27 protein-coding genes are annotated in these 25,164 nt (G+C 72.1%); 12 read left to right on the top strand and 15 right to left on the bottom strand.

What is annotated here, in order from left to right; genetic code table 11:
• Positions 1–10 precede the first annotated feature (10 nt).
• Entirely contained in the window at positions 11–1,150 is a 1,140-nt protein-coding gene (locus AB0J39_RS05455; RefSeq protein ID WP_363462117.1) for a P-loop NTPase, read from the top strand.
• 4 nt (positions 1,151–1,154) lie between these two features.
• Here AB0J39_RS05455 and AB0J39_RS05450 read toward each other — a convergent pair whose 3' ends face one another.
• The 4 genes from AB0J39_RS05450 to sigE all read right to left on the bottom strand — a co-directional run bounded on the left by AB0J39_RS05450 (position 1,155) and on the right by sigE (position 4,218).
• Positions 1,155–1,502: a sec-independent translocase gene (locus tag AB0J39_RS05450; protein ID WP_363462115.1), complete on the bottom strand. Its 348-nt coding sequence runs from the start codon at positions 1,500–1,502 to the stop codon at positions 1,155–1,157.
• A 76-nt stretch (positions 1,503–1,578) separates the two neighbouring features.
• Positions 1,579–2,922, bottom strand: coding sequence for a trypsin-like peptidase domain-containing protein (locus tag AB0J39_RS05445; RefSeq protein ID WP_363462113.1), 1,344 nt, complete (start codon positions 2,920–2,922; stop codon positions 1,579–1,581).
• A 127-nt stretch (positions 2,923–3,049) separates the two neighbouring features.
• Positions 3,050–3,613 carry a zf-HC2 domain-containing protein gene (locus AB0J39_RS05440; protein ID WP_363462111.1) on the bottom strand — a complete coding sequence of 188 codons (564 nt, stop codon included), beginning with the start codon at positions 3,611–3,613 and terminating at the stop codon, positions 3,050–3,052.
• Positions 3,610–4,218, bottom strand: a complete 609-nt coding sequence (gene sigE, locus AB0J39_RS05435; protein ID WP_363462211.1) for an RNA polymerase sigma factor SigE — start codon at positions 4,216–4,218, stop codon at positions 3,610–3,612. The genes AB0J39_RS05440 and sigE overlap by 4 nt, the downstream gene beginning before the upstream one ends.
• 185 nt (positions 4,219–4,403) lie before the next feature.
• Between sigE and AB0J39_RS05430 the strand changes: the two genes are divergently transcribed.
• Positions 4,404–5,033, top strand: a complete 630-nt coding sequence (locus AB0J39_RS05430) for an O-methyltransferase (protein WP_169987219.1) — start codon at positions 4,404–4,406, stop codon at positions 5,031–5,033.
• Positions 5,034–5,054: 21 nt separating this feature from the next.
• On the opposite strand, the gene AB0J39_RS05425 is transcribed toward AB0J39_RS05430, so the two are convergent.
• Together AB0J39_RS05425 and AB0J39_RS05420 are read right to left on the bottom strand one after the other, a co-directional pair.
• Positions 5,055–6,503 (bottom strand): leucyl aminopeptidase, encoded by a 1,449-nt coding sequence (locus tag AB0J39_RS05425; RefSeq protein ID WP_363462109.1) that lies wholly within the window; start codon positions 6,501–6,503, stop codon positions 5,055–5,057.
• 78 nt (positions 6,504–6,581) lie between these two features.
• The gene (locus tag AB0J39_RS05420) at positions 6,582–6,749 is read right to left on the bottom strand and encodes a DUF3117 domain-containing protein (protein ID WP_076433904.1); all 168 of its coding nucleotides are present in this window, start codon (positions 6,747–6,749) and stop codon (positions 6,582–6,584) included.
• 126 nt (positions 6,750–6,875) lie between these two features.
• Between AB0J39_RS05420 and AB0J39_RS05415 the strand changes: the two genes are divergently transcribed.
• Together AB0J39_RS05415 and AB0J39_RS05410 are read left to right on the top strand one after the other, a co-directional pair.
• Positions 6,876–7,703, top strand: a complete 828-nt coding sequence (locus AB0J39_RS05415; protein ID WP_363462107.1) for a PaaX family transcriptional regulator C-terminal domain-containing protein — start codon at positions 6,876–6,878, stop codon at positions 7,701–7,703.
• Positions 7,690–8,484, top strand: coding sequence for an enoyl-CoA hydratase-related protein (locus tag AB0J39_RS05410; RefSeq protein ID WP_363462105.1), 795 nt, complete (start codon positions 7,690–7,692; stop codon positions 8,482–8,484). Before AB0J39_RS05415 ends, AB0J39_RS05410 begins: the two co-directional genes overlap by 14 nt.
• Positions 8,485–8,498: 14 nt before the next feature.
• Here the strand turns inward: AB0J39_RS05410 and AB0J39_RS05405 are convergent, their stop codons facing one another.
• Together AB0J39_RS05405 and AB0J39_RS05400 are read right to left on the bottom strand one after the other, a co-directional pair.
• Entirely contained in the window at positions 8,499–9,077 is a 579-nt protein-coding gene (locus AB0J39_RS05405; protein ID WP_363462103.1) for a DNA-3-methyladenine glycosylase I, read from the bottom strand.
• Positions 9,074–9,475: a hypothetical protein gene (locus AB0J39_RS05400; RefSeq protein ID WP_363462101.1), complete on the bottom strand. Its 402-nt coding sequence runs from the start codon at positions 9,473–9,475 to the stop codon at positions 9,074–9,076. The genes AB0J39_RS05405 and AB0J39_RS05400 overlap by 4 nt, the downstream gene beginning before the upstream one ends.
• Before the next feature lie 43 nt (positions 9,476–9,518).
• Between AB0J39_RS05400 and AB0J39_RS05395 the strand changes: the two genes are divergently transcribed.
• Positions 9,519–9,791, top strand: a complete 273-nt coding sequence (locus tag AB0J39_RS05395) for a hypothetical protein (RefSeq protein WP_363462099.1) — start codon at positions 9,519–9,521, stop codon at positions 9,789–9,791.
• Here the strand turns inward: AB0J39_RS05395 and AB0J39_RS05390 are convergent.
• From AB0J39_RS05390 to fdxA, 7 genes are all read right to left on the bottom strand, one after another.
• Positions 9,788–10,366 (bottom strand): TIGR00730 family Rossman fold protein, encoded by a 579-nt coding sequence (locus AB0J39_RS05390; protein WP_363462097.1) that lies wholly within the window; start codon positions 10,364–10,366, stop codon positions 9,788–9,790. The genes AB0J39_RS05395 and AB0J39_RS05390 overlap by 4 nt on opposite strands.
• Before the next feature lie 9 nt (positions 10,367–10,375).
• Complete coding sequence (locus AB0J39_RS05385; protein ID WP_363462095.1) at positions 10,376–11,122, bottom strand: TIGR00730 family Rossman fold protein; 747 nt, start codon at positions 11,120–11,122, stop codon at positions 10,376–10,378.
• A gap of 221 nt (positions 11,123–11,343) precedes the next feature.
• Entirely contained in the window at positions 11,344–12,399 is a 1,056-nt protein-coding gene (gene dapE / locus AB0J39_RS05380) for a succinyl-diaminopimelate desuccinylase (RefSeq protein ID WP_363462093.1), read from the bottom strand.
• A 24-nt stretch (positions 12,400–12,423) separates the two neighbouring features.
• Complete coding sequence (locus AB0J39_RS05375; protein WP_363462091.1) at positions 12,424–13,197, bottom strand: hypothetical protein; 774 nt, start codon at positions 13,195–13,197, stop codon at positions 12,424–12,426.
• 49 nt (positions 13,198–13,246) lie between these two features.
• Entirely contained in the window at positions 13,247–13,879 is a 633-nt protein-coding gene (locus AB0J39_RS05370; protein ID WP_363462089.1) for a DUF4178 domain-containing protein, read from the bottom strand.
• Between the two features lie 11 nt (positions 13,880–13,890).
• On the bottom strand, positions 13,891–14,970 hold the full coding sequence (gene dapC, locus AB0J39_RS05365; RefSeq protein WP_363462087.1) for a succinyldiaminopimelate transaminase: 1,080 nt from the start codon (positions 14,968–14,970) through the stop codon (positions 13,891–13,893).
• 44 nt (positions 14,971–15,014) lie between these two features.
• Complete coding sequence (fdxA, locus tag AB0J39_RS05360) at positions 15,015–15,341, bottom strand: ferredoxin (protein ID WP_346228349.1); 327 nt, start codon at positions 15,339–15,341, stop codon at positions 15,015–15,017.
• Positions 15,342–15,438: 97 nt separating this feature from the next.
• On the opposite strand from fdxA, the gene AB0J39_RS05355 reads away from it, so the two are divergent.
• The 7 genes from AB0J39_RS05355 to AB0J39_RS05325 all read left to right on the top strand — a co-directional run bounded on the left by AB0J39_RS05355 (position 15,439) and on the right by AB0J39_RS05325 (position 24,550).
• A complete protein-coding gene (locus AB0J39_RS05355) occupies positions 15,439–15,672 on the top strand; it encodes a hypothetical protein (protein ID WP_169987279.1) in 234 nt (77 codons plus the stop codon).
• Between the two features lie 86 nt (positions 15,673–15,758).
• Positions 15,759–16,859, top strand: a complete 1,101-nt coding sequence (locus tag AB0J39_RS05350; protein ID WP_363462085.1) for an ABC transporter substrate-binding protein — start codon at positions 15,759–15,761, stop codon at positions 16,857–16,859.
• 125 nt (positions 16,860–16,984) lie between these two features.
• A complete protein-coding gene (locus AB0J39_RS05345) occupies positions 16,985–17,761 on the top strand; it encodes a class I SAM-dependent methyltransferase (protein WP_363462083.1) in 777 nt (258 codons plus the stop codon).
• A gap of 70 nt (positions 17,762–17,831) precedes the next feature.
• Positions 17,832–19,430 (top strand): hypothetical protein, encoded by a 1,599-nt coding sequence (locus AB0J39_RS05340; protein WP_363462081.1) that lies wholly within the window; start codon positions 17,832–17,834, stop codon positions 19,428–19,430.
• Between the two features lie 3 nt (positions 19,431–19,433).
• Positions 19,434–21,494: a UvrD-helicase domain-containing protein gene (locus AB0J39_RS05335; protein ID WP_363462079.1), complete on the top strand. Its 2,061-nt coding sequence runs from the start codon at positions 19,434–19,436 to the stop codon at positions 21,492–21,494.
• Between the two features lie 55 nt (positions 21,495–21,549).
• Entirely contained in the window at positions 21,550–23,415 is a 1,866-nt protein-coding gene (locus AB0J39_RS05330; protein ID WP_363462077.1) for a sigma factor-like helix-turn-helix DNA-binding protein, read from the top strand.
• Positions 23,416–23,458: 43 nt separating this feature from the next.
• Positions 23,459–24,550 carry a cysteine--tRNA ligase gene (locus AB0J39_RS05325; RefSeq protein WP_363462075.1) on the top strand — a complete coding sequence of 364 codons (1,092 nt, stop codon included), beginning with the start codon at positions 23,459–23,461 and terminating at the stop codon, positions 24,548–24,550.
• Positions 24,551–25,164: the final 614 nt, after the last annotated feature.

Below are 25,164 nucleotides of genomic sequence, written 5' to 3'. Positions count from 1 at the left end.
GCATGGATTCATGGCACCATCCCCTGAACTGGTCATGGCCGCGCTGGCGACGGTCAACGACCCCGAGATTCGCCGGCCGATCACCGACCTCGGCATGGTCGACAATGTGGACATCTCCCCCGCCGGTGTGGTGCGCGTCCGCGTGCTGCTGACCGTCGCCGGCTGTCCGCTGAAGGACAGGATCACCCGCGACGTCACCGAGGCGGTCTCCAAGGTCGACGGTGTCACCGGCGTTCAGGTGGACCTGGACGTCATGAGCGAGGAGCAGCGCAAGGGGCTGCAGACGAAGCTGCGCGGCGACCGCGGGCCGGAGAAGGAGATCCCCTTCGCCAAGCCCGGCTCGCTGACCCGCGTGTTCGCGGTCGCGAGCGGCAAGGGCGGCGTCGGCAAGTCGTCGGTCACGGTGAACCTCGCCGCCGCGATGGCCTCCCAGGGCCTGAAGGTCGGCGTCGTGGACGCCGACATCTACGGCCACTCGGTGCCCCGCATGCTCGGCGTGGGCGAGCGTCCCACCAAGGTCGAGGACATGATCATGCCGCCGGTGGCGCATGACATCAAGGTCATCTCGGTCGGCATGTTCAAGCCCGAGGGCAACACGCCGGTGGTGTGGCGCGGCCCGATGCTCGACCGTGCGCTGTACCAGTTCCTCACCGACGTCTACTGGGGCGACCTCGACGTCCTGCTGATGGACCTGCCCCCGGGCACCGGCGACATCGCCATCTCGGTCGCCCAGCGCCTGCCCACGGCCGAGATCCTGGTCGTGACGACCCCGCAGCAGGCCGCCGCCGAGGTGGCCGAGCGCGCCGGGTCGATCGCCGCGCAGACCCACCAGCAGATCGCCGGCGTCATCGAGAACATGGCCTGGCTGCCCTGCCCGCACTGCGACGAGCGCATCTCGGTGTTCGGCGAGGGCGGCGGCCAGTCCGTGGCCGACGCGCTGACCCGCACGCTGGGCGCGCGGGTGCCGCTGCTCGGTCAGGTGCCGATCGACATGCGGCTGCGTGAGGGCGGCGACGAGGGCAAGCCGCTCGTGCTGACCGACCCCGACGCCCCCGCGGCGGCGGAGCTGCGCCGGATCGCGTCCGGTCTCGGGAAGAAGCCGACCAGCCTCAAGGGCCTGAAGCTCGACATCTCACCGGTCAAGCACTGACCGGTCAGGTCGCCTCGTTGTCGTACGGCGGGATCTCTCCCACGCCCAGCTCCGGCGTGGGGGAGGCCACCGGCTCCGGCTCCACTCCCGGGGTGGCGTTCCAGTCCTTCTCGATGTCGTCGAGCAGGTGCTTGCGCACGAAGTTCTTGGGGTTGAGGTCGGCCGGGTCGAAGTTGGCGAACTCCGGGCCCATGTTGGCCTGGAGGTCCTCCTTCGCGTTGTTGGCCATCTGCCGGAGCTGCCTGAGCGTACGGCCCGCCTGCGAGGCGGCCTGGGGCAGCTTCTCCGGCCCGAACACGAGCAGGGCGATCACCACCAACGCCAGGGCCTCTGCCCAGCCGAGTCCGAACATGGTGATCTCCTCCTGCGCGTACGACTGAAATCAGACTAATGCCCGCGCCCTGAGCTGTGGACAGGTGATGGCCGGTTCACGAAGGACGCGCGCTGGGAACCGGTGCCGCGCCGACCGTGACGGTCGCCGTACGGACCTCCCCGTCGTGCCGGAACTTGATCCGCACCTGGTCGCCCGGGGCCTTGCTGCGGATGGTCACGATCAGCTCGCGGCTGTCGCCCACCGGCTGGCCGTCGACCTCGAGGATGACGTCCCCCGGGCGCAGCCCCGCCTTCGCGGCCGGCCCGCCGGGGGTGACCGGCAGGGCGCCCCCCGCCGTCTCGGTGGCGATCCGCACCCCCTGGCCCTGATAGCTCTGGTCGATCGTGATGCCGATCCTGGAGGTGCGGGCCGCCCCTGTGGTGATGAGCTCCTGGGCGATGCGGCGCACCTGGTTCACCGGGATCGCGAAGCCGAGGCCGATGCTGCCGGACTGCGCGCCCAGCAGGGAGCCGCCGACCGTGGCGATCGCCGAGTTCACCCCGATCACCTCGCCCGAGGCGTTGACCAGGGGGCCGCCCGAGTTGCCGGGGTTGATGGCGGCGTCCGTCTGGATCGCGTTGATGAGCGCGTAGTCCGAGCCGGTGCTGCCGCCCGCCTCGACGGGGCGGTTGAGCGAGCTGATGATGCCGGTGGTGACCGTGCCGGTCAGGCCGAGGGGCGAGCCGACCGCGATGACCGGATCGCCGACGACCGCGCCGTCGGAGTTGCCGAGAGGAAGCTCCGGCGCTCTGACGGGCGTGTCGGGCTTCACCACCGCGATGTCGGAGTTCGGGTCGCGGCCGACGACGCGCGCGCCCGAGGAGGTGCGGTCGTTGTAGCGGACGCGGATCTCGCCCACCTGCCCCGCGACGGCCACGACGTGGTTGTTGGTGACGATGTAGCCGCCCTTGATGACGAAGCCCGAGCCGGTGCCGGCCTCGCTGTTGCCCTTGACCTCAAGCGAGACCACGCTGGGCAGGACCTTGGCGGCCACCCCCGCCACCGACCCCGGCGGCCGCGCCGTGGGCTGCTTCGACGGCGCGCTGAGCGAGTATCCGGGGTCGATGCCGGAGGACGGGCGCGTCAGCAGGAACGTCCCCCAGCTCGCCACCCCGCCCGCGACGAGCGCGACGACCACGGCCAGGGCGGCGTACAACGCGATGTTGGGGCCACGCGGCTCCCGCTGCGGAGCGGCGGGATACAGCGGCGGCGGCGCCCAGCCGGGACCCATGCCGTACGCGCCGGTGGGCGGCGGAGGGCCGCCCGGAGAGGTCTCCTGCCCGGAGGCGCCCCACGAGCCCGCAGACGGCTCCTGGGAGGGCTCCTGAGGGGGCTCCTCGCCCGCGGGAAGGAACTCGGGCCGGTCCGACGCGCCGAAGGAACGCGTGTTGTCGGTCATCGCGGCACTCACTCCTCGCGCACGGGGTCATCCGCCGGCAGCCACGCGGTGCCGGCACAATGCCGGAAACCCTGAGGACAGCGGCACACGACGGCTGTGGTGTCCGATCGTATGCCGTCTCCTCGGCTCAGCGCGAAGGCCCCCTGGTGACGCTCGGTGACGGGCTGGGCGACACGCTCACCACGGGCGCCCTGTTCTGGGCGGGATGCTGTACGAACATCTGCCCGGGCGTCGGGTTGGGGGTGGCGGTGGATCCGCCGGCCATGAGCATGGTGCCGAGGGCGACGGCGGCGCCGGCCATTCCCACGGCGACGTATCCCGCGCGTCTGATCCTGCCGGGCCGCCCCGGACCCGATCGTCCGCCGTCCCTGCCCCGGGGCCGGTTGTCCATCGGTCCGGCGGCGTGCATGCCGGGAAGCCGCCCGGCGCCGAAGGCCGGGTGGTCGGGAAAGGGCCGCATCCGCGGCGGCAACGGCCCTCCCGGCTCCGCCATCCGCAGCAGCGACATGGTGAGGTCCGCCGGCATCGCGGGCGGGTCCATGGACCGCAGACGGGTCTTCAGCGCCCGCATCGCCTCGACCTCCGCGCGGCAGTCCGCGCAGAACGTCAGGTGCGCGAGCGCGCGTTCTCGCTCGTTGTGACTGAGTTCGCCGTCGATGAGCGCGGAGACGCGCTCGCCAAGATGACTCACAGTCCCTCCCTGCTGAATGAAGGGGGGGTTTGATCGCCGTTCCGGTTCGCCGAGGGCGCCCGGTGGTCGAGCGCCTCCCGCAGTTGGGCGCGGCCGCGGTGGATGCGGCTGCGCACCGTGCCGAGTTTCACGCCGAGCGTCGCGGCGATCTCCTCGTAGGACAGTCCCTCGATGTCGCACAGCACCACGGCCGCCCGGAACTCCGGCGCCAGGGCGTCGAGCGCGGCCTGGATGTCGGGCTCCAGGTGCGCGTCGTCGTACGCCTGCGCCGGGGACGGTTCGCGCCCGCGCAGCCGCTCGGCCGCGTCGTCCGCGAGCCCCTCGAAGCGGATGCGCTGCTTGCGCCGCGCCATGTCGAGGAAGAGGTTCGTCGTGATCCGGTGCAGCCACCCCTCGAACGTGCCCGGGGTGTAACTCGACAGGGACCGGAATACCCGGACGAAGACCTCCTGAGTGAGGTCCTCGGCGTCGTGGACGTTGCCCGTCAGCCGATAGGCCAGCCGGTAGACCCGGGCGGAATGAGTGCGGACGACCTCCTCCCATGTGGGAGGCGTCCAGTCGGACACCGAAGTCTCCGCCTGGTGGTCGTGCTCGTCCACCGGCATTCCTCTCTGCAGGATCGTCGCTACAGCCATAGTGCCTGGTTTCGCCCCTTCCTGCGCACCGCGGGCCGAGCGGTCTCGAACAAAGACCGTTCAAAGCGTGCAACGTCCCCGTTGTGGCGTGAGTTCCCGTTCCGGTCTGACTCCCCTAGGCTGCGACCAAGATGAAGCAGGGGAGGGAGAGGCCGATGGCGACACCGGCCAGCCTGGAGTACGCGGAGGAGTTCGTCCCGGAGGACGACATCCTGCGGACCGCGCGCCGGCGGGGCATCGAGGTCGGGGCGCACCCGATCCTGCCCGGGTGCGGAGCGGCGCTCTGCTTCCTCGCCACCGTGGTGAACGCGCGCTCGGTGGTGGAGGTCGGCACCGGGTGCGGGGTCTCCGGCCTGTGGCTGCTGCGCGGGATGCGCCCGGACGGCACGCTCACCAGTGTGGACGTGGAGCCGGAGCACCAGCGCATGGCGCGCCAGACGTTCGCGGAGGCCGGGTTCTCCGGCAGCCGGATCCGCCTGATCGGCGGCCGCGCGCTCGACGTGCTCCCCCGCCTCGCCGACGGCGGCTACGACATGGTCTTCTGCGACGCGGCCAAGCAGGAGTACATCGACTACCTCACCGAGTCGGTACGGCTCCTGCGCCAGGGCGGGGTCGTGGTCTTCTGCGACGCCTTCTGCGGCGACCAGGTGGCCGACCCGACCCAGCGCGACCCGGACACCGTCGCGATCCGGGAACTGGGCAAGCTCGTCAGGAACGACGAGCGGCTGCGTCCGCTGATGCTGCCGCTCGGCTCCGGCCTCCTGGCCGCCGTGAAGCTGACCTGAGGGAACCGCCCTGAGCGGGCGTCAGGCGGTCAGATAACGCAGGAGCAGGCGGACGCCGAAACCGGTGCCGCCCTTGGTGATCTCCCCCTCGTCCGAGCCGGCCCGCGCGGGCCCCGCGATGTCCAGGTGCGCCCAGGGCCGCCCGCCGGTGAACTCGCGCAGGAACAGCGCCGCGGTGATCGACCCCGCCGCGCCCGACTTCATCGTGTCGATGTTGGCCAGGTCCGCCACGTCCGAATCGAGCATCGCGCGGTAGTCCTCGACGAGCGGCATCCGCCACAGCCGCTCCCCGCTGGCCTCCCCGGCGTCGACCAGCGCGGCGGCCAGCGCGTCGTCGGTCGAGTAGACGGCCGCGAGCGACTGGCCGAGCGCGACCTTGGCCGCCCCGGTCAGCGTCGCGATGTCGACGACGACGTCCGGGTCCAGCTCGGCGTCCGCGTACGCCAGCGCGTCGGCCAGCACCAGACGGCCCTCGGCGTCGGTGTTCAGCACCTCGACCGTGCGCCCGCCGTACTGGGTGATGACGTCCCCGGGCCGCTGCGCCGAGCCCGAGATGGAGTTCTCCGCGCAGGCCACAAGGCCGGTGACCCGCACCGGCGCCTCGAAGGCCGCCAGCGCGCTCATCGCGGCGATGACGGCGGCGCCGCCCGCCATGTCCGTCTTCATCGCCTTCATGCCCTCGGTGGGCTTCAGGGACAGGCCGCCGGTGTCGAACGTGATGCCCTTGCCGGCGAGCACCACGTGGGCGCGCGGGTTCTCGGGGGTGTAGGAGAGCTGCACCAGGCGCGGCGGGCTGATCGACCCCTGTCCGACGGCCCTGATGCCGCCGAACTCGGCGAGCTCGGGCTCCTCCCACACCCGCACGGCGAGCCCGGACTCGGCCGCGACCGCCTTCGCCTGGTCGGCGAGCCACGCGGGAGTCTTCACCGAGGACGGGGTGTTGACGAGGTCGCGGGCGAGCGCGGTGGCCCGGGCGACCGCCTCGCCGCGCTTCAGCTCCCGCTCGTCCCCGCCGATGAAGACGATCTCCCCCACCGGCTTGGTGCGGCCGTTGCCGATGGTGAACGTGTACGCCGCGAGCAGCGCCCCCTCGACCAGGGCGGCGGCCTCCCCCTCGGACGGGACGACGACCGACAGCGAGGCGCGGCCCTTCGCCCGCCTCGCGACGGCCGCCCCGGCCTTGCGCAGCGCGGCGGCCGAGCCGTCGCCGGTGCCGTACAGCAGGACACGGCGAACGGCGCCGTCCCGCGCCACCGGCACCTCCACGACCTCGCCGGGGTCCCCCTTGGCCTCGTAGTGCGCGAGCAGCGCGTCCACCGGCACGGGCGTCTCGAGCCAGGGCGCCGCGGCAGGGGTCAGATCCGGGCCGAAAGGCACGGCCACCAGATCGGCGTCCGGGGCGGGCCCGGCGCCGCGACCGTCGTGAGCACCGCGAGGACCGGCGAGGACCGGCGTGGTCTCGATGGGCACGTCCACCTCCAACAGGGCGGCCCCGGGGCGGGATCACCCGCCGCCAGGGCCGTTAATCGAACAGGTCGGCTGATCAGATCAGCCGACCACCTTCTTCAGCGCGTCACCGAGGGCGCTGGCCTCGTCCGCGGACAGCTCCACGACGAGTCGGCCGCCACCTTCGAGAGGGACCCGCATGACGATGCCCCGTCCTTCCTTGGTGACCTCCAGCGGACCGTCACCGGTCCGCGGCTTCATCGCCGCCATGCGTGTATCCCTTCCCGCGTTGTCGGCCGCCCCGGAGGGTAACCGGCGTATTCACGTTTCTGTGATGTTCTATTATCCCGCCTCCGAGCTCAAAAAGGTAACGGCCCGGCTCCGGTCAGTGGATCAATGCGGCGCGGCACGCGTTGTGGACGGACCGGACGTGACCCCACACTGGGTGGGGTGAACGCCCGAGCCGCGCTTTTCGATCTTTATGGGGACCACCTTCGCACCCGTGGCGGCCGTGCCTCCGTGGCCGCGCTCGTGAGGCTGCTCGCGCCGCTCGACATCGCGGCGCCCGCCGTGAGGACCGCCATATCCCGCATGGTCAGGCAGGGCTGGCTCGACCCCGTACGGCTGCCGCAGGGACCGGGGTACGCCGTCACCCCGAAGTGCGAACGCAGGCTCGACGAGACGGCGGCCCGCGTCTACCGCGGGGGCGACGCGCCGTGGGCCGGGCACTGGCACGTCCTGGTGCTCGAACCGGTCAGGGACCGGGCCCGGCGCGAGCGGCTCCGGGCCGACCTCGCCTTCCTCGGATACGCGCCGCTGTCGGAGACGACCTGGATCGGCCCCCGCCCCTCGCCGGAACTCGACGCGCTGCGGGCGCCCGGCCATCGGTTCGACGCCGCGTACGAGGGCGACCCGCGTGACCTGCTCGCCCGCGCGTGGGACCTGGACGCCATCGGCGACGCGTACGAGGATTGGCTGGCCAGCGCCGCGGACCTGGTCGGCTCGCTGCCGGACGACGCGCCGGACGACCGGGTCTTCGCCGTCCGCAGCAGACTGGTGCACGGCTGGCGCAACTTCCTGTTCCGCGACCCCGGGCTCCCCGCCGACCTGCTGCCGCCGGGCTGGCCGGGCGAGAAGGCCCGCGCCTTCTTCGACCAGGAGGCCGCGCGGCTGTTGCCCGCCGCCGCCGCGTTCGTGGACCGCACACTGAATGGAGCCGCCTGAGATGACCGTGACCTACGACGTCGACGAAGCCGTCGCCACGATCACACTGAACCGCCCCGACGCGATGAACTCGCTGACCGTCGCGATGAAGACCGGCCTGCTCGCGGCCGTGCGGCGCGCCGCGGACGACGCGTCGGTGCGGGCCGTGCTCCTCACCGGCGCGGGCCGGGCCTTCTGCGCGGGGCAGGACCTGCGGGAGCACGCCGACAACCTCGACCGGGGTCTCGGGCTGGCGAACACCGTGCGCGAGCACTACAACCCGATCGTGCTGGCCATCGCCACGATGGGCAAGCCCGTCGTGGCCGCCGTCAACGGGGTCGCCGCGGGAGCGGGCGCCTCGCTGGCGTTCGCGTGCGACTTCCGGGTGGCGGCGGAGGGCGCCAAGTTCTCGATGGCGTTCACCGGGATCGGGCTGGCGCCCGACTCCGGCGCGTCGTGGACCCTGCAGCGGCTCGTCGGCCCCGCGCGCGCCCGCCAGATGCTGCTGCTCGGCGACGTCGTGGACGCCGCCAGGGCCCTGGAGCTCGGCCTGGTCGCCGAGGTGGTCCCGGCCGACCGGCTGGCGGCCGCCGCCCGCGACCTCGCCGTACGGCTCGCGCAGGGGCCCACGCGGGCGTACGCCGCGACGAAGGCGGCGCTGGACCAGGCGGCGTCCTGCTCCCTCGCCGACACGCTGGAGCGGGAGGCGGAGCTTCAGGACGAGTGCGCGGCCACCGCCGACCACGCGGCGGCGACCAAGGCGTTCCTCAACAAGGAACTCCCTGCCTTCGAAGGCCGGTAGGCGCTTCGAAGCAATCAGACACGGCGCAGGGCGCTGACGGCCTCTCGGACGTGGCAGTCGGCCACGTGGTCGTTGACCAGGCCGATGGCCTGCATCAGGGCGTACGCCGTGGTGGGCCCGACGAAGCGGAAGCCGTTCTTCTTGAGCTCCTTGGCCAGCGCCGTGGAGCCGGCGGTGCTGGCCGGGACGTCGGCGAGGGTGGCGGGCACCCGCCCGGGCTCCTCGGCGTACCGCCACACCAGTGCCGACAGCCCGCCCGGCAGTTCCAGAGCGGCGCGGGCGTTGGCGACGGCCGCATCGATCTTGGCGCGGTTGCGCACGATGCCCGTGTCGGCGAGCAGGCGCTCCACGTCGCTCTCGCCGAATGCCGCCACCGCCGGGATGGAGAACCCGGCGAACGCCTTTCGGAAGTTGTCCCGCTTGCGCAGGATCGTCAGCCACGACAGGCCAGACTGGAACGCCTCCAGGGTGATCCGCTCGAAGACGAGGTCGTCTCCGCGGACCGGACGGCCCCACTCCTCGTCGTGGTAGGCGACGTAGTCGGGCGTCGTGCCCGCCCACCCGCAGCGGACCAGCCCGTCGTGCGTCGTCACCACGCCTCCTCGGCCTCGGCGCGGTCACGCTCGGCCCGGCTCTCGTCGGCGTCGTCGGTCTGCTCCGCCTCGGCCTGCCGCGTCTCCTGACGCACCTGCGGCCGGGCGTACGATAACTCGGCCACGCGCTGCTCAAGCACGGCGATGCGGGTGTCACGCTCCCCCAGCGCCACCGAGACGCGGTGCAGGGTCTCGTCGACCGCCTGGGTGCTGTAGCCCACGAGACCGATGGGGAGCTGAAGCGCGATCAGGTCGGCGGAGGTCACCTGACCGGCCGCGGGGAGATCGAGCGGCGGCGCGTCAGGGGGGAACTCCGCCATCTCGCCGCCGTGTCCCAACGAGACCATGACCACGCAGACGATCACGGCGAGCCCGGCGATGACGAGTACGACCAGCACATACGAATCGTGCCACAACTCTCCGGCGTGCGAGCATGGAAGCATGACGCGCGTGATCGGGCCCGACGACGAGACCGAGCCCGGCTGGGTCGAGGCCACCTCGCTCCCGGAGGTGTCCGCGCTGGCCCGGGCGGGGCGCACCGTCGTCGTGACGCTCCCCTGCGACGAGACCGAGGCCCTCGCGGCCGCCGCCGCGTTCGCCTGGGCGGGCGCGAGCGTCTTCCGGACGTCCCACGACGTACGGCAGGCCCTCGACATGACCGAGGCCCTGCTGGGCCGCAGGCCCCCCGCCCTGACCCGCCGCGGCCTGGCCTAGCTCTCGCCGAGCTCCTCGCCCGTGGGGCTGAGGCGGACCGTGGACAGCTCGAGCATGTCGAGCGCCTCCTCCACCGTGGTCGCCCACGAGATCGCGTCGAACACGTTCGGCCGGGTGAAGCCCTGCTCGTACATGCCGTCGACCAGGTCGCGCAGCGGCGCGTACAGGCCCCAGGGGTCGAGGACGACCAGCGGCCGCTCGTGCATGCCGAGCACCCTGGAGGTCCAGATCTCGAACAGCTCCTCCAAGGTGCCGATGCCGCCCGGGAGCACGAGGAACGCGTCGGACCTGGCGTCCATGATCCCCTTGCGCTCGCGCATGCCGGCCGTGACGATCAGCTCGTCGGAGTCGGTGTCGGCGATCTCGACGTCGACCAGGGCCTGGGGGATCACACCGACGGTGTGGCCGCCGCCGGCCCGGACCGCCCGGGCGACCTCGCCCATGCAGGAGACGATCGCACCTCCGCTGACGAGACCGTGGCCGCGGTGGGCCAGTTCCGTCCCCACCTCACGGGCGAGGTCGAGGTACTTGCGGTCGATCTTCTGGCTGGACGAGCAGTACACGCAGACGAACACAGGGCAACCCTACTGATTGGCGGCGCGCCGGTCGGCCTCCACGATGATCCGCACGGCCTCGTCGGGATCGTCGGTGACCGAGATCAGGTCGACGTCCTGCTTCGAGATCTTGCCGGTGGTCAGCAGCGTGTCGCGGACCCAGTCGATGAGCGGCGCCCAGAACGCGACACCCATCATGATCACCGGGAACGAGGTGACCTTCCGGGTCTGGACCAGGGTCAGCGCCTCGAACAGCTCGTCGAGCGTCCCGAAACCACCGGGCAGGGCGATGAACCCGCTGGCGTACTTGACGAACATCGTCTTGCGCACGAAGAAGTAGCGGAACTCGATGCCGAGGTCCACGTAGTCGTTGAGGCGCTGCTCGTGCGGCAGCTCGATGCCGAGGCCGACCGAGACGCCGCCGGCTTCCAGGGCGCCCTTGTTGGCCGCCTCCATCACGCCGGGGCCGCCGCCAGTGATCACCGCGTAGCCCGCCTTGGCGAGCGCCGAGCCGACCTTCACCCCGAGTTCGTACTCGGGGCTGTCGGGACCGGTGCGGGCCGAGCCGAAGACGGTCACGGCGGGGGGAAGGTCGGCGAGGGCGCCGAAGCCCTCGACGAACTCGGACTGGATGCGCAGGACCCGCCAGGGATCCTCGTGCAGCCAGCCGGTGGGACCACGGCGGTCGAGCAGGCGCTGGTCGTGGGTGGATTCGGGGACGAGGCCGCCGCGGACCAGGGACGGACCCTGCCGGCGTTCGGGTCGGGAGTGGTTCATGACGGTCACGCTAACGGTCGGGATCGGTAACGGTGCAAGACGAACGCGCTGCCCCGGCGCCCACGCCCCAAACGCTCCGGAGAAATCTGAAAAACATCCGCAGAAGGATGGAACCGGTCGTCGCCGAGGCCCCGTCTAAGGAACGAGGGTGCTGCTCGGGACGAAAGTGGCTTTCCCCGCCAAATGGCCGGCGAGGAGAGCCACTTTCTTCTATCTACGGGTTATGCGGTCAGCCAGGCCGTCATGCGGCGCTCGCTCTCGACGATCTTCGCCAGGCTCACGTTCTCCCCGGCCGTGTGCGCGATGTCGGGGTTGCCCGGGCCGCAGTTGACCGCGGGCATGCCGAGGGCGGAGAACCGCGCGACGTCGGTCCAGCCGAGCTTGGCCCGGGGCGTGCCGCCGATCGCGGCCGCGAACGCCGCGGCGACCGGGTGGGTGAGCCCGGGCCGCGCGCCCGGCGCGCCGTCGGTGAGGCGGACGTCGAAGCCGTCGAAGACCTCCTGGACGTGGGCGAACGCCTCCTCCAGCGTGCGGTCGGGGGCGAAGCGGTAGTTCACCGTCACCACGCACTCGTCCGGGATCACGTTCCCGGCCACCCCGCCGCGTACGCCCACCGCGTTGAGCCCCTCGCGGAACTGGAGGCCGTCCACCACCGGACGCCGCGCCTCGTAGCCGGACAGGATCTCCAGGACCGGCGCGACGCCGTGGATGGCGTTGACGCCCTCCCACGACCTGGCGCTGTGCGCCCGCACGCCCTTCACCGTGATGTCGGCCCGCAGCGTGCCCTGGCAGCCGCCCTCGATGAGCCCGTCGGTCGGCTCCATCACGACCGCGAAGTCACCCGTGATCCATTCGGGATGGGTGCGGGTGAGCCGCAGCAGACCGCTCCGCTCGGCCTCGACCTCCTCGCAGTCGTAGAAGACGAAGGTGAGGTCGCGGTTCGGCTCGGCCAGCAGGCAGAGCTTGAGCTGGACGGCCACGCCGCTCTTCATGTCGGAGGTGCCGCACCCGTGCAGCACCCCGTCCTCGACCCTGCTGGGCAGGTTGCCCGCCACCGGGACCGTGTCGATGTGCCCGGCGATCACCACGCGCTCGGCCCGGCCGAGATCGGTGCGCGCCACCACGGCGTCGCCGTCCCGCAGCACCGTCAGGTGCGGCAGCGGAACGAGTGCCTCCTCGATGGCGTCGGCCAGCGCCTTCTCCGCGCCGCTCACCGATTCGATGTCCACCAGTCGCGCCGTCAGCGCGCCCACGTCCTGGGCAAGGTCAAGCCGCATGTCACCCGACCCTAATCCACAGGCTCACGCGATCTGCACGGTGGCGACGGGCTTGGCGTTCTTGCGCCAGCCGTCGTGCCCGCTGGCGGCCGTCCAGGTGACGCCCTCGAAGCGCACCTGGCGCAGGTGGTACTTCTGCGCGTGGGCGACGTACCAGGCGGCCACCAGCCAGCCGCGCTTGGGCGCGGAGTCCGTCCCGAGCGCGCGCACGAGCTGCTTGCGCGCGACCTCCGGCTGCGGCGCGGCCGGCTTGTCCGAGGGCGGGTACCAGCAGTGCACGGCCTGGGGCACGCGCCCGCTGAACGCCGCCGAGAGGATCTTGGCGTCGTACTCGTGCTCGGCGTAGGCCGAGCCGTCGGCGGAGCGCTGCACGGCCTGGGCCGCCTCGTGCAGCGGCAGGGTCTTGTAGTGCCTCACCTTCTCCAGGGCGGAGAAGAACTTCCGCGTCGCGTAGACGGGGTCCTGCAACTGCTCGACCGTCCCCCAGCCCTGCGAGGGGCGCTGCTGGAAGACGCCCACCGAGTCGCGGTCGCCGTACGGCAGGTTGGCCAGCTTGGACTCCTGGATCGCGGTGACGTAGGCGATCTGGAGGGCGCGCTCGGGCAGCTTGCGCCGCACGGCGACGGCCGCGATGGTGGCGGCGACCTGGGCCTGCTCGATGTCGATGTCGAGCGTGCCGTCGGTGGTCTTGACGATGCAGTGTTCGCCCAGAGCGAACGGCTCGGTCCGCTTCAGCAAGAGGTAGGCGCCGTAGAAGATGGCCGCGCCCAGCAGGACGACGATGACCACGACGGTCACGACAGGTTTGGTAAGGCGCCGTTCCACGAAGCAGAACCTACCCCGGTGATCAGGGCAGCCGATCCACCCGGACCGAACCGGGGGTGAGCGGACGGGCGTAGGACGTCTCCCACTGACCGCCCTGGACACGCTGGAACGACAGCAGGCGGCCGTCGCCCGCCCGGTAGTCGGCGAAGTCGAGCAGGCCGCGCTCGGGCAGCCCGGTCGTCCCCTCGGAGCGGAAGGCGGCCGTGCCGCGCTCGATCGGGGAGAACTCGACGCCGTCCACGATCAGCATGTGCTTGGCCGGCACCATGCCCTGGGTCGGCACGTCGGTCCACAGCAGGACCTCCAGGTGGAGGGGCTCGCCCTCCACGCCCGGCCGCTCCTCGACCGACAGCCAGTTGTACCGCCGGGCGCCCTCGTCCAGCAGGTACTCCGTCCACTTCTCGCCCTGCACGGTGCAGTGCAGGGCGCCGACGGCCCGGTAGCGGGCGGCCTCCACGTAGACGGTGTCCCCCACCCGGATCGTGCGGGGGTCGAAGAAGTCCGGGTCCGCCGCGAGGTCGGGCGACGAGGACCCTCCCGCGGGGGCGGGCGGGGTACGGACCGGCCGGCGCGCCCGCGTGCGCCGGGCCGCGGCGAGGACGCCGAGCATGACGACCGTGGCGAGGCTCAGCACGATCACGATCGCTGTCGTCATGGCGCGCGATCCTACTGGAGGCGGCTGACCGCCGCATCGACGCGCTCGTCCGTGGCCGTGATGGCGATGCGGACGTGCCCACGCCCGGCGTCGCCGTAGAACTCTCCCGGCGCGACGAGGATGCCCCGCTCGGCCAGGGCGCGCACCTGGTCCCAGCAGCCGGAGCCGTTCGTGGCCCACAGGTAGAGCCCGGCGGCCGAGTGCTCGACCCGCCAGCCGGCCCGCTCCAGCGCGGGCCGCAGCACCGCCCTGCGCCGGGCGTACCGCTCGCGCTGCTCGTCGGCGTGCGCGTCGTCGTCGAGCACGGCCGCCGTCGCGGCCTGGACCGGGGCGGGCATCATCATGCCGGCGTGCTTGCGCACCTCCAGCAGCCGCCGTACGAGCCGGGGGTCGCCGGTGACGAAGCCCGCGCGGTATCCGGCGAAGTTCGATCGTTTCGACAGCGAGTGGACCGCGAGCAGGTTCTCGTGGGAGCCCTCGCACACGTCCGGATGGAGGACGGAGACCGGGTGCTCCTCCCAGCCCAGCTCGATGTAGCACTCGTCGGACGCGACGACCGCGCCGCGCTCGCGCGCCCACGCGACGACCTTGCGCAGGTGCTCGGCGGGCAGGACGCGCCCGGTGGGGTTGGACGGCGAGTTCACCCAGACGAGCGGGACCCGCTCCGGGCCCAGCGCGAGGAGCCCGTCGGACGCGTAGGGCTCGGCCCCGGCCAGCCTCGCGCCCACGTCGTACGTGGGGTAGGCGAGCTCGGGGAAGACCACGCGGTCGCCGGGGCGCACACCGAGCAGCGTCGGCAGCCAGGCCACCAGTTCCTTGGAGCCGATGGTCGGCAGCACGTCGCCGGGGTCGACCGTGACGCCGTGCCGCCGCCGCAGCCAGCCCGCGGCCGCCTCACGCAGCCGCGGCGTGCCGTACGTCAGGGGATAGCCGGGGCTGTCGGCGGCGGCGGCGAGCGCCTCACGGGCGACCGGGGGAACCGGGTCGACCGGCGTGCCGACCGACAGGTCGACGATCCCGCCGGGATGCGCCCGTGCCAGGTCCTGATAGGGCACGAGCCGATCCCATGGGAAGTCCGGCAACGCAAGCAAAGAAAATCCCCCAGTCGTCACGGACGACGCCGGTCAGGCGTCGGTCAGTGGTCCTCACCCTGCGGCGGGAGCGCCGCGACCACCGGGTGGTCCTTGTTGATCTTGCCGACCTTCGAGGCGCCGCCGGGCGAGCCCAGCTCCTCGAAGAAGTCGACGTTGGCCTTGTAGAAGTCCTTCCACTGCTCGGGAAGGTCGTCTTCGTAGAAAATCGCCTCTACGGGGCACACCGGCTCGCACGCACCGCAGTCCACGCACTCGTCGGGGTGGATGTAGAGCATGCGTTCGCCCTCGTAGATGCAATCGACGGGGCATTCCTCGATGCACGCCTTGTCCAGGACGTCCACGCAAGGCTGCGCGATGACGTACGTCACCTCGGGCTCCTTCTGGGTTGCACGGCTCGACCGCGGGTTGCTAGCCCTAGTATTGCGGTGCCTGCCGACTAGCCGGAACAGGAGGGGGGCAATCGTGGTGGCCCCTCGGCTCGGAGCCCGTCTCGTGGTCGCCGTCACCCCCGCCGACGTGGGCAAACGGGTGACGACGCGGCGCAGGGTGCCCGGTGGGTACCGGGACGCGGTCGGCGTGTTGGAGTCCTGGCACGATGGCGTGCTCATCGTACGGAAACGGGACGGAAGCCTCGTCGAGATCGCCGAGGACACCCTGGCCGCCGCCAAGATCGTGCCGCCCGCGCCGCCCGCCCGGTAATCGGCGAGCATGGTGCGGACGCCGACTCGGTAATCCCCCAGCGCGCCGACGCGAACGGCCGCCGCGACGCGGGGAGCATACGCGGCGTGACCATACGTGCCTGCGTCGTGACGATCTCCTCGGCGGCGATCCTCCTGTCCGCGGCCTCCGCGTGCTCGAAGCCGTCGTCGCCGTCCTCGTCGGACAAGCCGCTGCCTCCCCTCAACCCCCGCGCCGACAGCCTGGAGTCCGGTTTCGGCACCATGGACAGGCTCGTCGAGGCGGCCAAGAAGGAGGGCGCGCTCACCGTCGTGGGCCTGCCGGGCGGCTGGGTGGGCTACAAGGAGATCATCGCCAGGTTCTCCGACAAGTACGGCATCAAGGTGACCTCGATCGTGCCGGAGGCGAGCAGCAAGCAGGAGATCGACACCGCGGCCCGGCTGAAGGGGACCAAGCAGGCGCCTGACGTCTTCGACCTCACCCTGGAGGTCGCGGTCGCCAACGCCAAGCTCTTCGCGCCCTACCGGGTGACCGGCTGGGCGGACATCCCCGACGACGTCAAGGAGCAGAGGGGACGCTGGTTCGCCGCCTACGGCGGCTACATGTCGATCGGCTACGACCCCCGGAAGGTGCCCGCCCCCGCGTCGTACGGCGCGCTGGCCAGGCCCGGGACCGTGGTGGCGCTGCCGGGCGACCCGCGCCGGGTGGCGTCGGCGTTCGACGCCGTGATGGCCGCCTCGCTCGGTAAGGGGCTGCCGGACGCCGCGCGGGGCGTGAACCTGTTCGCGCGGCTGAAGAAGGGCGGCATGCTCGGCCGGCCCGACCAGGCGACCGCCATGGTGGACTGGGACTTCATGAACGCGGCGCGGGCGGCCTCCGGACGCGGCGCGGCGGCCTGGCGGGTGACGATCCCCAATAACGAGGTGCTCGCCTCCTACTACATGCAGGCGGTCAGCGCCGACGCCCCGCACCCCGCCGCCGCGCGCCTCTGGGAGGAGTTCCTGCTGTCCGACGAGGGCCAGAACCTCTTCCTCAAGGCGTTCGCCCGCCCCGCCCGCATCGAGGCGATGGAGATGCGCGACACGCTCGACGGGGGCGCCGCCGCCAGGCTGCCCGCGGTGTCCGGCGACCCGGTCGTCCTGAGCGTCCCCGAGCAGGATCGGGCCAAGTCGTACGTGGCCGCGAACTGGGCCCGGATGGTCGGCTGAGCCACCTGATCTCGCAGAGGCGACGGAAGCCGTAAAGTGTGTCGTTAGCCCAGCAGTCTCACAAGTCGGCATGAGTCTGCGGCAATCCCGACACCGGGCACCACGTGTCAGAATGCGAGCCGATCTTGAGGTACGAAACTCCCAGTCTCACCCGATGGAACGCTCGCGCCTACGACAGCTCCTTCGGCTACGTCTCCGCGCACGGCGCCCCGCTGGTGGAACTGCTCGACCCTCGCCCCGGTGAGCGCGTCCTCGACCTCGGGTGCGGCACCGGCGTGCTGACCGCCGACGTCGCCGCGCGCGGCGCCCAGGTCCTGGGCATCGACGGCTCCCACTCCATGATCGAGCAGGCCATCGCGCACCATCCCGGCCTGGACTTCACGGTGGGCGACGGTCACGACTTCACCGTCGCCCAGCCGTACGACGCGGTGTTCTCGAACGCGGCGCTGCACTGGATGAGCCGCGACCCCGACGCGGTGATCGGCTGTGTGCGGGAGGCGCTGCGGCCGGGCGGCCGGTTCGTCGCCGAGATGGGCGGCGCGGGCAACTGCGCGGCCCTGACCGCCGCCGTGTTCACCGCCTGGCGCGAGTACGGCCTGCCCGAGCCCGAGTTTCCGTGGTACTTCCCCAGCCCCGCCGAGTACGCCCTCCGCCTGGAGAAGGGCGGCTTCACGGTCCGGCTGCTGGAGTATTTCGACCGCCCCACCCCCCTCGACGAGTGCCCGAACGGCGCGGCCGACTGGGTCCGGATGTTCGCCGGCTCGCTGCTCGACCGGGTCCCCCCGGCGGCCGTGGAGCCGCTGCTGCGCCGGGTCAACGAACTGGCCGCCCCCGCCCTGCGCCGGGAGACCGGCTGGATGGCCGACTACGTCCGCCTCCGCTTCGCGGCCGAACGCCGCTGAGCCGCGAGTCGCGTGAACCCCGAACCTCCACCACAGCGGGGGCGATTTGCCAGACTATGGACTGGTCTCTGTGAGTGATGGGGAAAGCATGAACTTCTGCCTGAGTGACCTCGTGCCACCGCTGCGCTGGAGTGATGCTGCCCGTATCACCGCGCTGACCGACCGCCCCGGCCTGCCGGACGCCTGGTGGCGGACCCTGCCCCTGCACCGCGTGCTCGCCGTCCTGGACGCCGAGGCGCTCGGCGACCTGCTCACCGGGCTCGCGCTCGACCACTGGCCGGCGGCGGCCGTCGGCGACGTGCTGCCCGCGCTGCACGTGATGGACCCCGACGAGGCCGACGACCCCCAGGTCGCGATCGCGCTCGACCGGGCGGGGTCGTGGCACGGCCTGCTCGCGCTGTCCGGCCGGGAACTCGCCGACCAGCCGTTCGTCAAGGCACGGCCCGTGCTGACGGCTCTCTTCACCGCCGTGTTCTTACAGATGGCCCCCGAAGAGACGGCTCCCGAGGAGACGCCGCCGGAGGAGACGCCGCCTGAGGAGATGCCGCCTGAAGAGATGCCGCCGGAGGAGGAGGCCGAGCCGGCCCTGGAACAGGATCTGCCCGCCCTGATCGACGCGGCGTTCGGCGACCTGGACGACCAGACCTGGATGGTGGCACAGAACCGGGTCTTCACCGGCGAGCCGTCCGCGCCCGAGCAACTGGCCAAACTGCTGGCCGTTCCTCCCGCCGTCATCCACGAGTCGGAGGCGGCCCTGCGCGACCGGCTGTCGCGCTGGCTCGCGCTGCCCGCGGCGGCGCCGTACAACGAGCACCTGGCCCGTCTCACCGACGAGCTCGGAGCCGCGGTCCCCAAGGCGCGGTTCGTCGCGGCGGCCGAGTGGCACGAGCGCGAACTGCGCTCGCTGGAGGTGCCCGCCTGGCGTTTCGTGCTCGCCACGCTCCCCGGCCACCGCCTGTCCGGCGACTGGCTCGTGGCCGGCGACATCGAGGAACTGCGGGAGAAGACGCGGAACCTGATCGCCTCGGCGGAGCGCCCGCCGACCGTCTCCCAGGCGCTGGAGATGATCTCCTCTCTCGGCGTACGTCCCGACGTGGCACGGCAGTGGCTGGAGAGCGTGCCGCAACTACGCGCGCAGAAGGCGGACCGGCAGCAGAGCGGCCTCAAGGACGTGGCGCTGACCCGGCGGTGTTTCCGGCAGCCGGACGGCAGGTGGTGGCTCAGGGTGGACGTGTCCGGCGAGCACCTCGACGGTGTCGAGGTGCCGCTGCCGAGCGGGTTCGCCGCCTACATCGGCCTCGCGCCGGGCGAGGACCGCACGGTGCACAGCGCGGCCGGCGAGGTCGCGCTCTCCTGGCGCGCGCGGCCGGCTCTGGACTCCCTCCAGCGCCTTCTCAGCGAGATCTCCGCGGAGGAGGGCAGCCACATCTTCCTGACCTTGTCCGAGGAGGGCACGCTGCGCGTACGGCACCTGCCCGCCGCCGACGGCGGCGACCAGACGAGCCGGGCCCTGCGTCTGGTGGGCTACACCACGCCGAGCGGCACGCCCGAGCAGGCGGAGCAGGTGATCGCGACGCGCGTCGGCCTGACCGGAGCCGTCGAGCGGCCGGAACTCCTCGCGCGGCTGCGGGAACGCGGGGACCGCGACCTGCTGACCCTGCTGGGATAGCCCATGCCCCGGCTCGCGATCTCCCCGGAGTTCCTGCGCGGGCTCGGCGCGCTCACCCGGACCGTCCGCCGGGACGTCGCCGTCGCGGTGCGCAGGTTCCTGCTGAACGCGTCCGCCGCGCCGCATCCCGAGAGGGTGCGCAACAGCCGCGATCCCCGCGTCGCCACTCTCCGGCTCGCCGACCGTCACCGGGGGGTGGTGGTGCGGCAGGAGGACGTCTACTGGCTGCTCACCGTGCTCCCGGACGCGGAGGCGTGGTCGTACGCCCAGCGGCACAGGGTCGGCGTGAACACGGCGATCGGGATCGTCGAGACCTGGGACGCCGAGGCCCTCGAGCGGGTCGAGCCCGCCCTGCGCCGCGCGGCGGAGTCCGGCGGCCGGCCGCTCTTCGACCACTGGTGCGACACCGACCTGCTGAACATCGGCGTCGACGCCCGCCTGCTGCCGCTGCTGCGGCTGATGACGTCGGAGTCGCATCTCGCGGCCGTCGAGCCCATGCTCCCGCAGAGCCAGTACGCGCCGCTCGCGGCGCTCGCCCGCGGCGGCTCGCTCGCCGCGGCCTGGCGCGAGCTGGACGCCTGCCGCTCGCGCGTCGCCGACGACGTCGACCCCGAGGACCTGCTCGCGGCGCTGCGGCGCAGCCCCGACCGGGCCGCGTTCGCCGCCGACGCCGCGGAGCTCGATCGCATCCTCACGCTGCCCACCTGGTGCACGTTCCTGTACCCGCCGCAGCACACGTACGCCAACTGGCCGGCGTACGAGCAGCCGGTGCTGATCACCGGGGGCGCGGGCACCGGCAAGACGGTCATCGCGCTGCACCGGGCCGCCCTGCTGGCCCGCGCGGCCACCGGCCCGGTGCTGCTCGTCACGTTTTCGCAGGGCCTCGCGACCGAGCTGTCCGCGCGGCTCGACATGATCATCGATGACGAGCTGGTCCGCAAGCGCGTCGAGGTGGGCAACGTCGACAGGATCGCCCACCGCATCGTCGCCGCGGCGGAGGGCCGCGCGCCGGCGCTCGTCTCCTCCGACGACCTGGCCGACCTGTGGCAGGAGGCGGCCGTCGGGCGCTTCGGCAGCGCCTTCCTGCTGCGCGAGTGGGAACAGGTGATCCTCGCGCAGGACCTTCGCACGCTGGAGGAGTACCAGACCGCGGCCCGGCCCGGCCGCGGCGTCCGCCTGGACGCCGAGTCGAGGACGATGGTGTGGGAGGCCGTCCAGCACGTCGTACGGCGGCTGCGCGAGTCCGGCCGGCGCACCCTGCTCCAGCTCGCCTCCGAGGCGGCGGGCCTGCTCGGGCGGGCCGTCGGCGATCTGCTGGGCGACGAGGCGCCGGGGCGGGAGCCGTACCGGCACATCGTCGTGGACGAGGCGCAGGACCTGCACCCGGCGCAGTGGCGGCTGCTGCGCGCGGCGGTCCCCGCCGCGCCCAACGACCTGTTCATCCTGGGGGACCCGCACCAGCGGATGTTCGACACGCGGGTCGCGCTCGCGGACGTCGGCATCCCCGCCCGCGGGTTCCGCCTGAGGATCTCCCACCGCCTGCCCGCCGAGATCCTTTCGTGGGGAGTGCGGCTGCGGGGCGGCGGCCCCGCGGACGGACTGGTCGCGGGCAACGCCGCGATGTACGGCTACCGCGCGCTCGACCACGGCCCGCGTCCGACGGTGCGCGAGTACGTGAGCGCGGAGGCGGAGATCGCCGGGCTCGTCTCCACCGTGGCCGAGTGGCTGGAGGAGGGCGTGCCGACCGCGCAGATCGCGGTCGCCGCACGCACCCCCAACCTCGTGCGTACCGCCCGCACCGCACTACGCGAAGCGGGCATCACGGTCAAAGTCACGTCCCTTCATGGCATGAAAGGGCTGGAATTCCGCCGGGTGGCCGTGATAGGCGTGGCTGACGGGATCGTGCCGGCGCCGGAAGCGCTGACCCCGGCCGACGAGGATCCGACGGCCCGGGCGCACGATCTGCAACGCGAACGGGGGCTGCTCTACGTGGCATGTACGCGGGCAGGGGAGCTGCTCTACGTGTCCTATTCCGGCCGAGCCAGTCCCTTCATCCCGGCCTGACGTCGGATCCCCTAGTCTGAACTGCGGATATATTCCCCTTGCCGGTTGGACCTGCATGAACCTCAGCCTTAGCGACATCGTGCCTCCGCTGCGCTGGACCGCGCCCAGCCAGGTAGAGCCGATCGCGAGCGACCCCGGTCTTCCCGACGCGTGGTGGCAGGCGCTCCCCCTCGACCGGGCCTGTGCGGCGGTGGGGACCGGCCAGGTCGCCTCCCGGCTCGCCGACCTCACGATCGCCTGCTGGGCACACCTGGTCCTCGGCGACATCCTGCCGCTGCTGAGGTTCACCCATCCCGAGGAGAGCCTGCAGACGCCCGGCCCCCGGGAGAACGTCCACGAGCTGTACGTCGACGTGATCGACAAGCTGCTGGCCACCGAGCCGGCACGGGAGCCGGCCGGGGCCGCGGTCCCGCCCGCTCTCCCCGAGCGGCCGATGCCCGAGATCATCGACGAGATCTTCGCCAGGCTGGACGACCGCCAGCGGGCCATCGCGCGGGACCGGCTCTACTTCGACGCCTCCCAGCAGCCGGGCCAGGCCCAGCGGGCCACCCTGGACGAGCTGGCCCAGCGCTTCTCGGTCACCCGCGAGCGCATCCGGCAGATCGAGCGCGACCTGCGCGACCACGTGATGGACTGGCTGAACGGCCCGGCCGCCGCGCCGCTGAACGCCCACCTGTCCTGGCTGCGCACCCGGCTGGGCTCGGCCGTGCCCGCCGACGATCTCGCGGCGGCCGTGCCGTGGCACCGTACCGAGCTGATCACGCTCGCGATCCCCGCCTGGCGGTTCGTCCGCACGCTGCTCACGGGGTACGAGCAGGTGGACGGCTGGCTGGTCGCGGGCGGCGCGGACGAGCTCAGGGAGAAGACACGGCAGCTTTTCACCGACGGCCCCCGGCCACTCGACGAGGCGGTCTCCCTCGTCGCCCAGCTCGGCATCCGGGAGGACGTCGCCGAGCGCTGGCTCGCGTCGGTGCCGCACCTGCGCGTACTGGACGGCCACGTCGTCCCCTGGCCGCGCAGCATGTGCGACAAGGCGGAGGCCGTACTGGCGGTGACCCGCGCGCCGCTGACCCCCGAGGAGATCCAGACGCGCATCGGCGAGGACTACAGCCTCGTCGGCATCCGCAACCAGCTCGCCTCCGACGAGCGGTTCATCCGGCTCGACCGCAGCAAGTACGGCTTGCGGCGCTGGGGCGGCGACGAGTACCTCGGCATCCGGGAGATGATCATCCGGGAGATCGAGCGCGCGGGCGGCGAGGCGTCCGTGAGCACGGTGGTGGACAACCTGACCTCCCGCTACGACGTGAGCGAGAGCTCCATCAGGGCGTACGCCGGAGGACCGGGCTTCGAGCGGACCCAGCGCGGCTACATCAGGGTGGCCGGGCAGGACCAGGCCGAGCCGTACCAGCCGCGCCGTGACGTGTCGATGACCCGCCGCTGCTTCCGCAGCAGGGACGGCCGCTGGTGGCACCGGGTGGACGTGAACGCCGAGCACCTGCGCGGCTCGGGCTCCCCGCTGCCGACCGGTTTCGCCGCGCACCTCGGCATGGCGCCCGGCGGCCAGCTCACCGCCTCCACCGCCTCCGGCGAGGTGGTGATCAGCTGGCACAACCAGCCGACGATCGGCTCGATCAGGAACGTGCTGGCCGAGTACAACGCGTCCGAGGGCGACCACGTCTTCCTCACGGTCTCCGACGGCGGCGAGCTGCTGACCCGTTTCCTGCCCGCCGCGGCGGCCGGGCTGCCCGCGATCAACCAGGCGCTGCACCTGATCGGGTACACCGCTCCGGTGGCGTCGGAGGCCGAGGGCCTGCGGCTCATCGGCGCGCGCATCGGCCTGCCCGAGGGGATCGCCCGCGAGGAGGTGCTCGATCGCCTGCGCGAACGCGGCGACCGCGACATCCTGACCTTCCTCGCCTGACTCCGGGTAAAGGGATGTCAGGGGCAGCACGTAGGCTCGGACCATGTTGCGGCTCCACGACACCCTGACCCGGCAGGTCGTGCCTGCCGCCCCGGCCGGCTCGCGGATCCTGCGGGTGTACACCTGCACCGCGCACGAGACCGCCGGTCTCGCCGACCTGCGCCCCGCACTGCTCGCCGACCTGGTCCGCCGCGTCGCCGAGCGCGCCGGGCTGCGGGTGCTCGCCTGCCGCAACGTCTCCGACCTCGGCGGCGGAGACGGCGCCTCGATGGACGCCGACACGCTCGCGCTCAACATGCGCGCCCCCGAGCACTCCCCCCGTACCAGCGAGACCATGGGTCTGGTGATCGAGCTCATCGGACGGCTCATCGAACGTGACCACGCCTACGTGACCCCCGAAGGGGCGGTGTTCTTCGACGCGGCCTCCTTCCCCGCGTACGGCGACATCTCCGGCAAGCCGGACTCGGCGTCCGACTGGCCCCTGTGGGAGCCTCTGGGGGATTCGGCGGACGGCGGCGCCGGGTCGGCCTGGAACGCGCCCTGGGGACGCGGTCTGCCCGGCCGCGACATCGAATGTTCGGCCACGCCGCTGCGCTTCCTCGGCGCGCGCTTCGACCTGTACGTGGGCGGGGCCGACCTGTGCTTCCCCCACCACGAGAGGGCGCGGGCCCAGTCGAACGCCGCGACGGGTCAGGAGGCCGCCGCCCACTGGGCCCACTCCGGGCGCCTGCTGTTCGACGGCCGCCCCACCGGCACCGGCGACGTCGTCTCGCTGGCCGGCATCGCCGCCGCCGGCCTCGACCCCCTCGCCGTACGGCTGGCCCTGCTCGAGCACCACTACCGGCGGCCGGTCGACCTCACCTGGGACGCCCTTCGCGCCGCCGACGAGGAACTGCGGCGACTTCGGCGCCGGGTGGCCGAATGGGCCGAGTCACCGAGCCGCCCGATCGACGACGCCCACGCCGAGCGCGTCCAGCGGGCACTGGACGACGACCTCGACACACCGGAGGCGCTGCGCCTGTTGCGCGACCTGGAGGCCGACGAGTCGGTCACGCCGGGTTCCAAGTTCGAGACCTTCCTCCACTTCGACCACGTGCTCGCCCTCGACCTGCCCGCCGACATCGGCCGGATCTGACGGGCACTTCCCGCCCAACCTGTCGCTCCAACAAATCGCCACTCACAGGTGTTCGCGATGCGATGCCGTGGAAGAATTCATACACGAGTTCGAATCAGGTGGGGAGGTGCAATGGATCCGTTCGCTGTCGATCCTGATCTCCCCTACCGTTCGAACAGCACCGACGGTGACTGGTGGGAGCGGCTGACGGCCGATTCACCGTTGTGGGCTTCCATGGATTCATGCGCCTGCGGCTGTGGAGCCCCGAACGAAGGAGCCGCCGGCAACGGCGAGGAGGCCGACGATGCCGGGAGCGCCGCCAGGGCGGGTTCTGCCGGAGCGGACCCCGCGAGGGCGGGTACCGCTGGCGCGGGTGATCGCCAGGGTCGGTCGTCGTGGGTGCTGGTGGGTTCTGTTCGTGAGTCGGCGCAGGCGTTGGCGTTGGCGCCGGTTCCCGACGATGTGGACATCTGCCTGGCCGAGGCCGAGGACTTGATGTACGCGCGGGATCGCATCACGTGTGCTCTCGCTGACCGGGTGGCTGGTGCTCCACATCAACCGCGAGCTGATCCATCACCTGGCCGAGGTGTGCCTGCTCCGCGATCTCTATCTCCACACCCGCCGGCAGGCGAGCT

Origin of the sequence: Microbispora sp. NPDC049633, assembly GCF_040675265.1 — a bacterium.
Lineage (GTDB): Bacteria > Actinomycetota > Actinomycetes > Streptosporangiales > Streptosporangiaceae > Microbispora > Microbispora maris.
This window is presented reverse-complemented; position numbering and strand designations above follow the sequence as displayed.

Excerpts from the sequence above, each read along its gene's own strand:
- AB0J39_RS05430 (WP_169987219.1), top strand. The coding sequence starts at position 4,404 with ATGGCGACACCGGCCAGCCTGGAGTACGCGGAGGAGTTCGTCCCGGAG.
- AB0J39_RS05420 (WP_076433904.1), bottom strand. The coding sequence starts at position 6,749 with ATGGCGGCGATGAAGCCGCGGACCGGTGACGGTCCGCTGGAGGTCACC.
- AB0J39_RS05330 (WP_363462077.1), top strand. The coding sequence starts at position 21,550 with ATGAACCTCAGCCTTAGCGACATCGTGCCTCCGCTGCGCTGGACCGCG.
- AB0J39_RS05410 (WP_363462105.1), top strand. The coding sequence starts at position 7,690 with ATGGAGCCGCCTGAGATGACCGTGACCTACGACGTCGACGAAGCCGTC.
- AB0J39_RS05450 (WP_363462115.1), bottom strand. The coding sequence starts at position 1,502 with ATGTTCGGACTCGGCTGGGCAGAGGCCCTGGCGTTGGTGGTGATCGCC.
- AB0J39_RS05325 (WP_363462075.1), top strand. The coding sequence starts at position 23,459 with ATGTTGCGGCTCCACGACACCCTGACCCGGCAGGTCGTGCCTGCCGCC.
- AB0J39_RS05415 (WP_363462107.1), top strand. The coding sequence starts at position 6,876 with ATGCGGCGCGGCACGCGTTGTGGACGGACCGGACGTGACCCCACACTG.
- sigE (WP_363462211.1), bottom strand. The coding sequence starts at position 4,218 with ATGCCGGTGGACGAGCACGACCACCAGGCGGAGACTTCGGTGTCCGAC.
- AB0J39_RS05395 (WP_363462099.1), top strand. The coding sequence starts at position 9,519 with ATGACGCGCGTGATCGGGCCCGACGACGAGACCGAGCCCGGCTGGGTC.
- AB0J39_RS05335 (WP_363462079.1), top strand. The coding sequence starts at position 19,434 with ATGCCCCGGCTCGCGATCTCCCCGGAGTTCCTGCGCGGGCTCGGCGCG.
- AB0J39_RS05455 (WP_363462117.1), top strand. The coding sequence starts at position 11 with ATGGCACCATCCCCTGAACTGGTCATGGCCGCGCTGGCGACGGTCAAC.
- AB0J39_RS05370 (WP_363462089.1), bottom strand. The coding sequence starts at position 13,879 with ATGACGACAGCGATCGTGATCGTGCTGAGCCTCGCCACGGTCGTCATG.
- AB0J39_RS05385 (WP_363462095.1), bottom strand. The coding sequence starts at position 11,122 with ATGAACCACTCCCGACCCGAACGCCGGCAGGGTCCGTCCCTGGTCCGC.
- AB0J39_RS05445 (WP_363462113.1), bottom strand. The coding sequence starts at position 2,922 with ATGACCGACAACACGCGTTCCTTCGGCGCGTCGGACCGGCCCGAGTTC.
- dapE (WP_363462093.1), bottom strand. The coding sequence starts at position 12,399 with ATGCGGCTTGACCTTGCCCAGGACGTGGGCGCGCTGACGGCGCGACTG.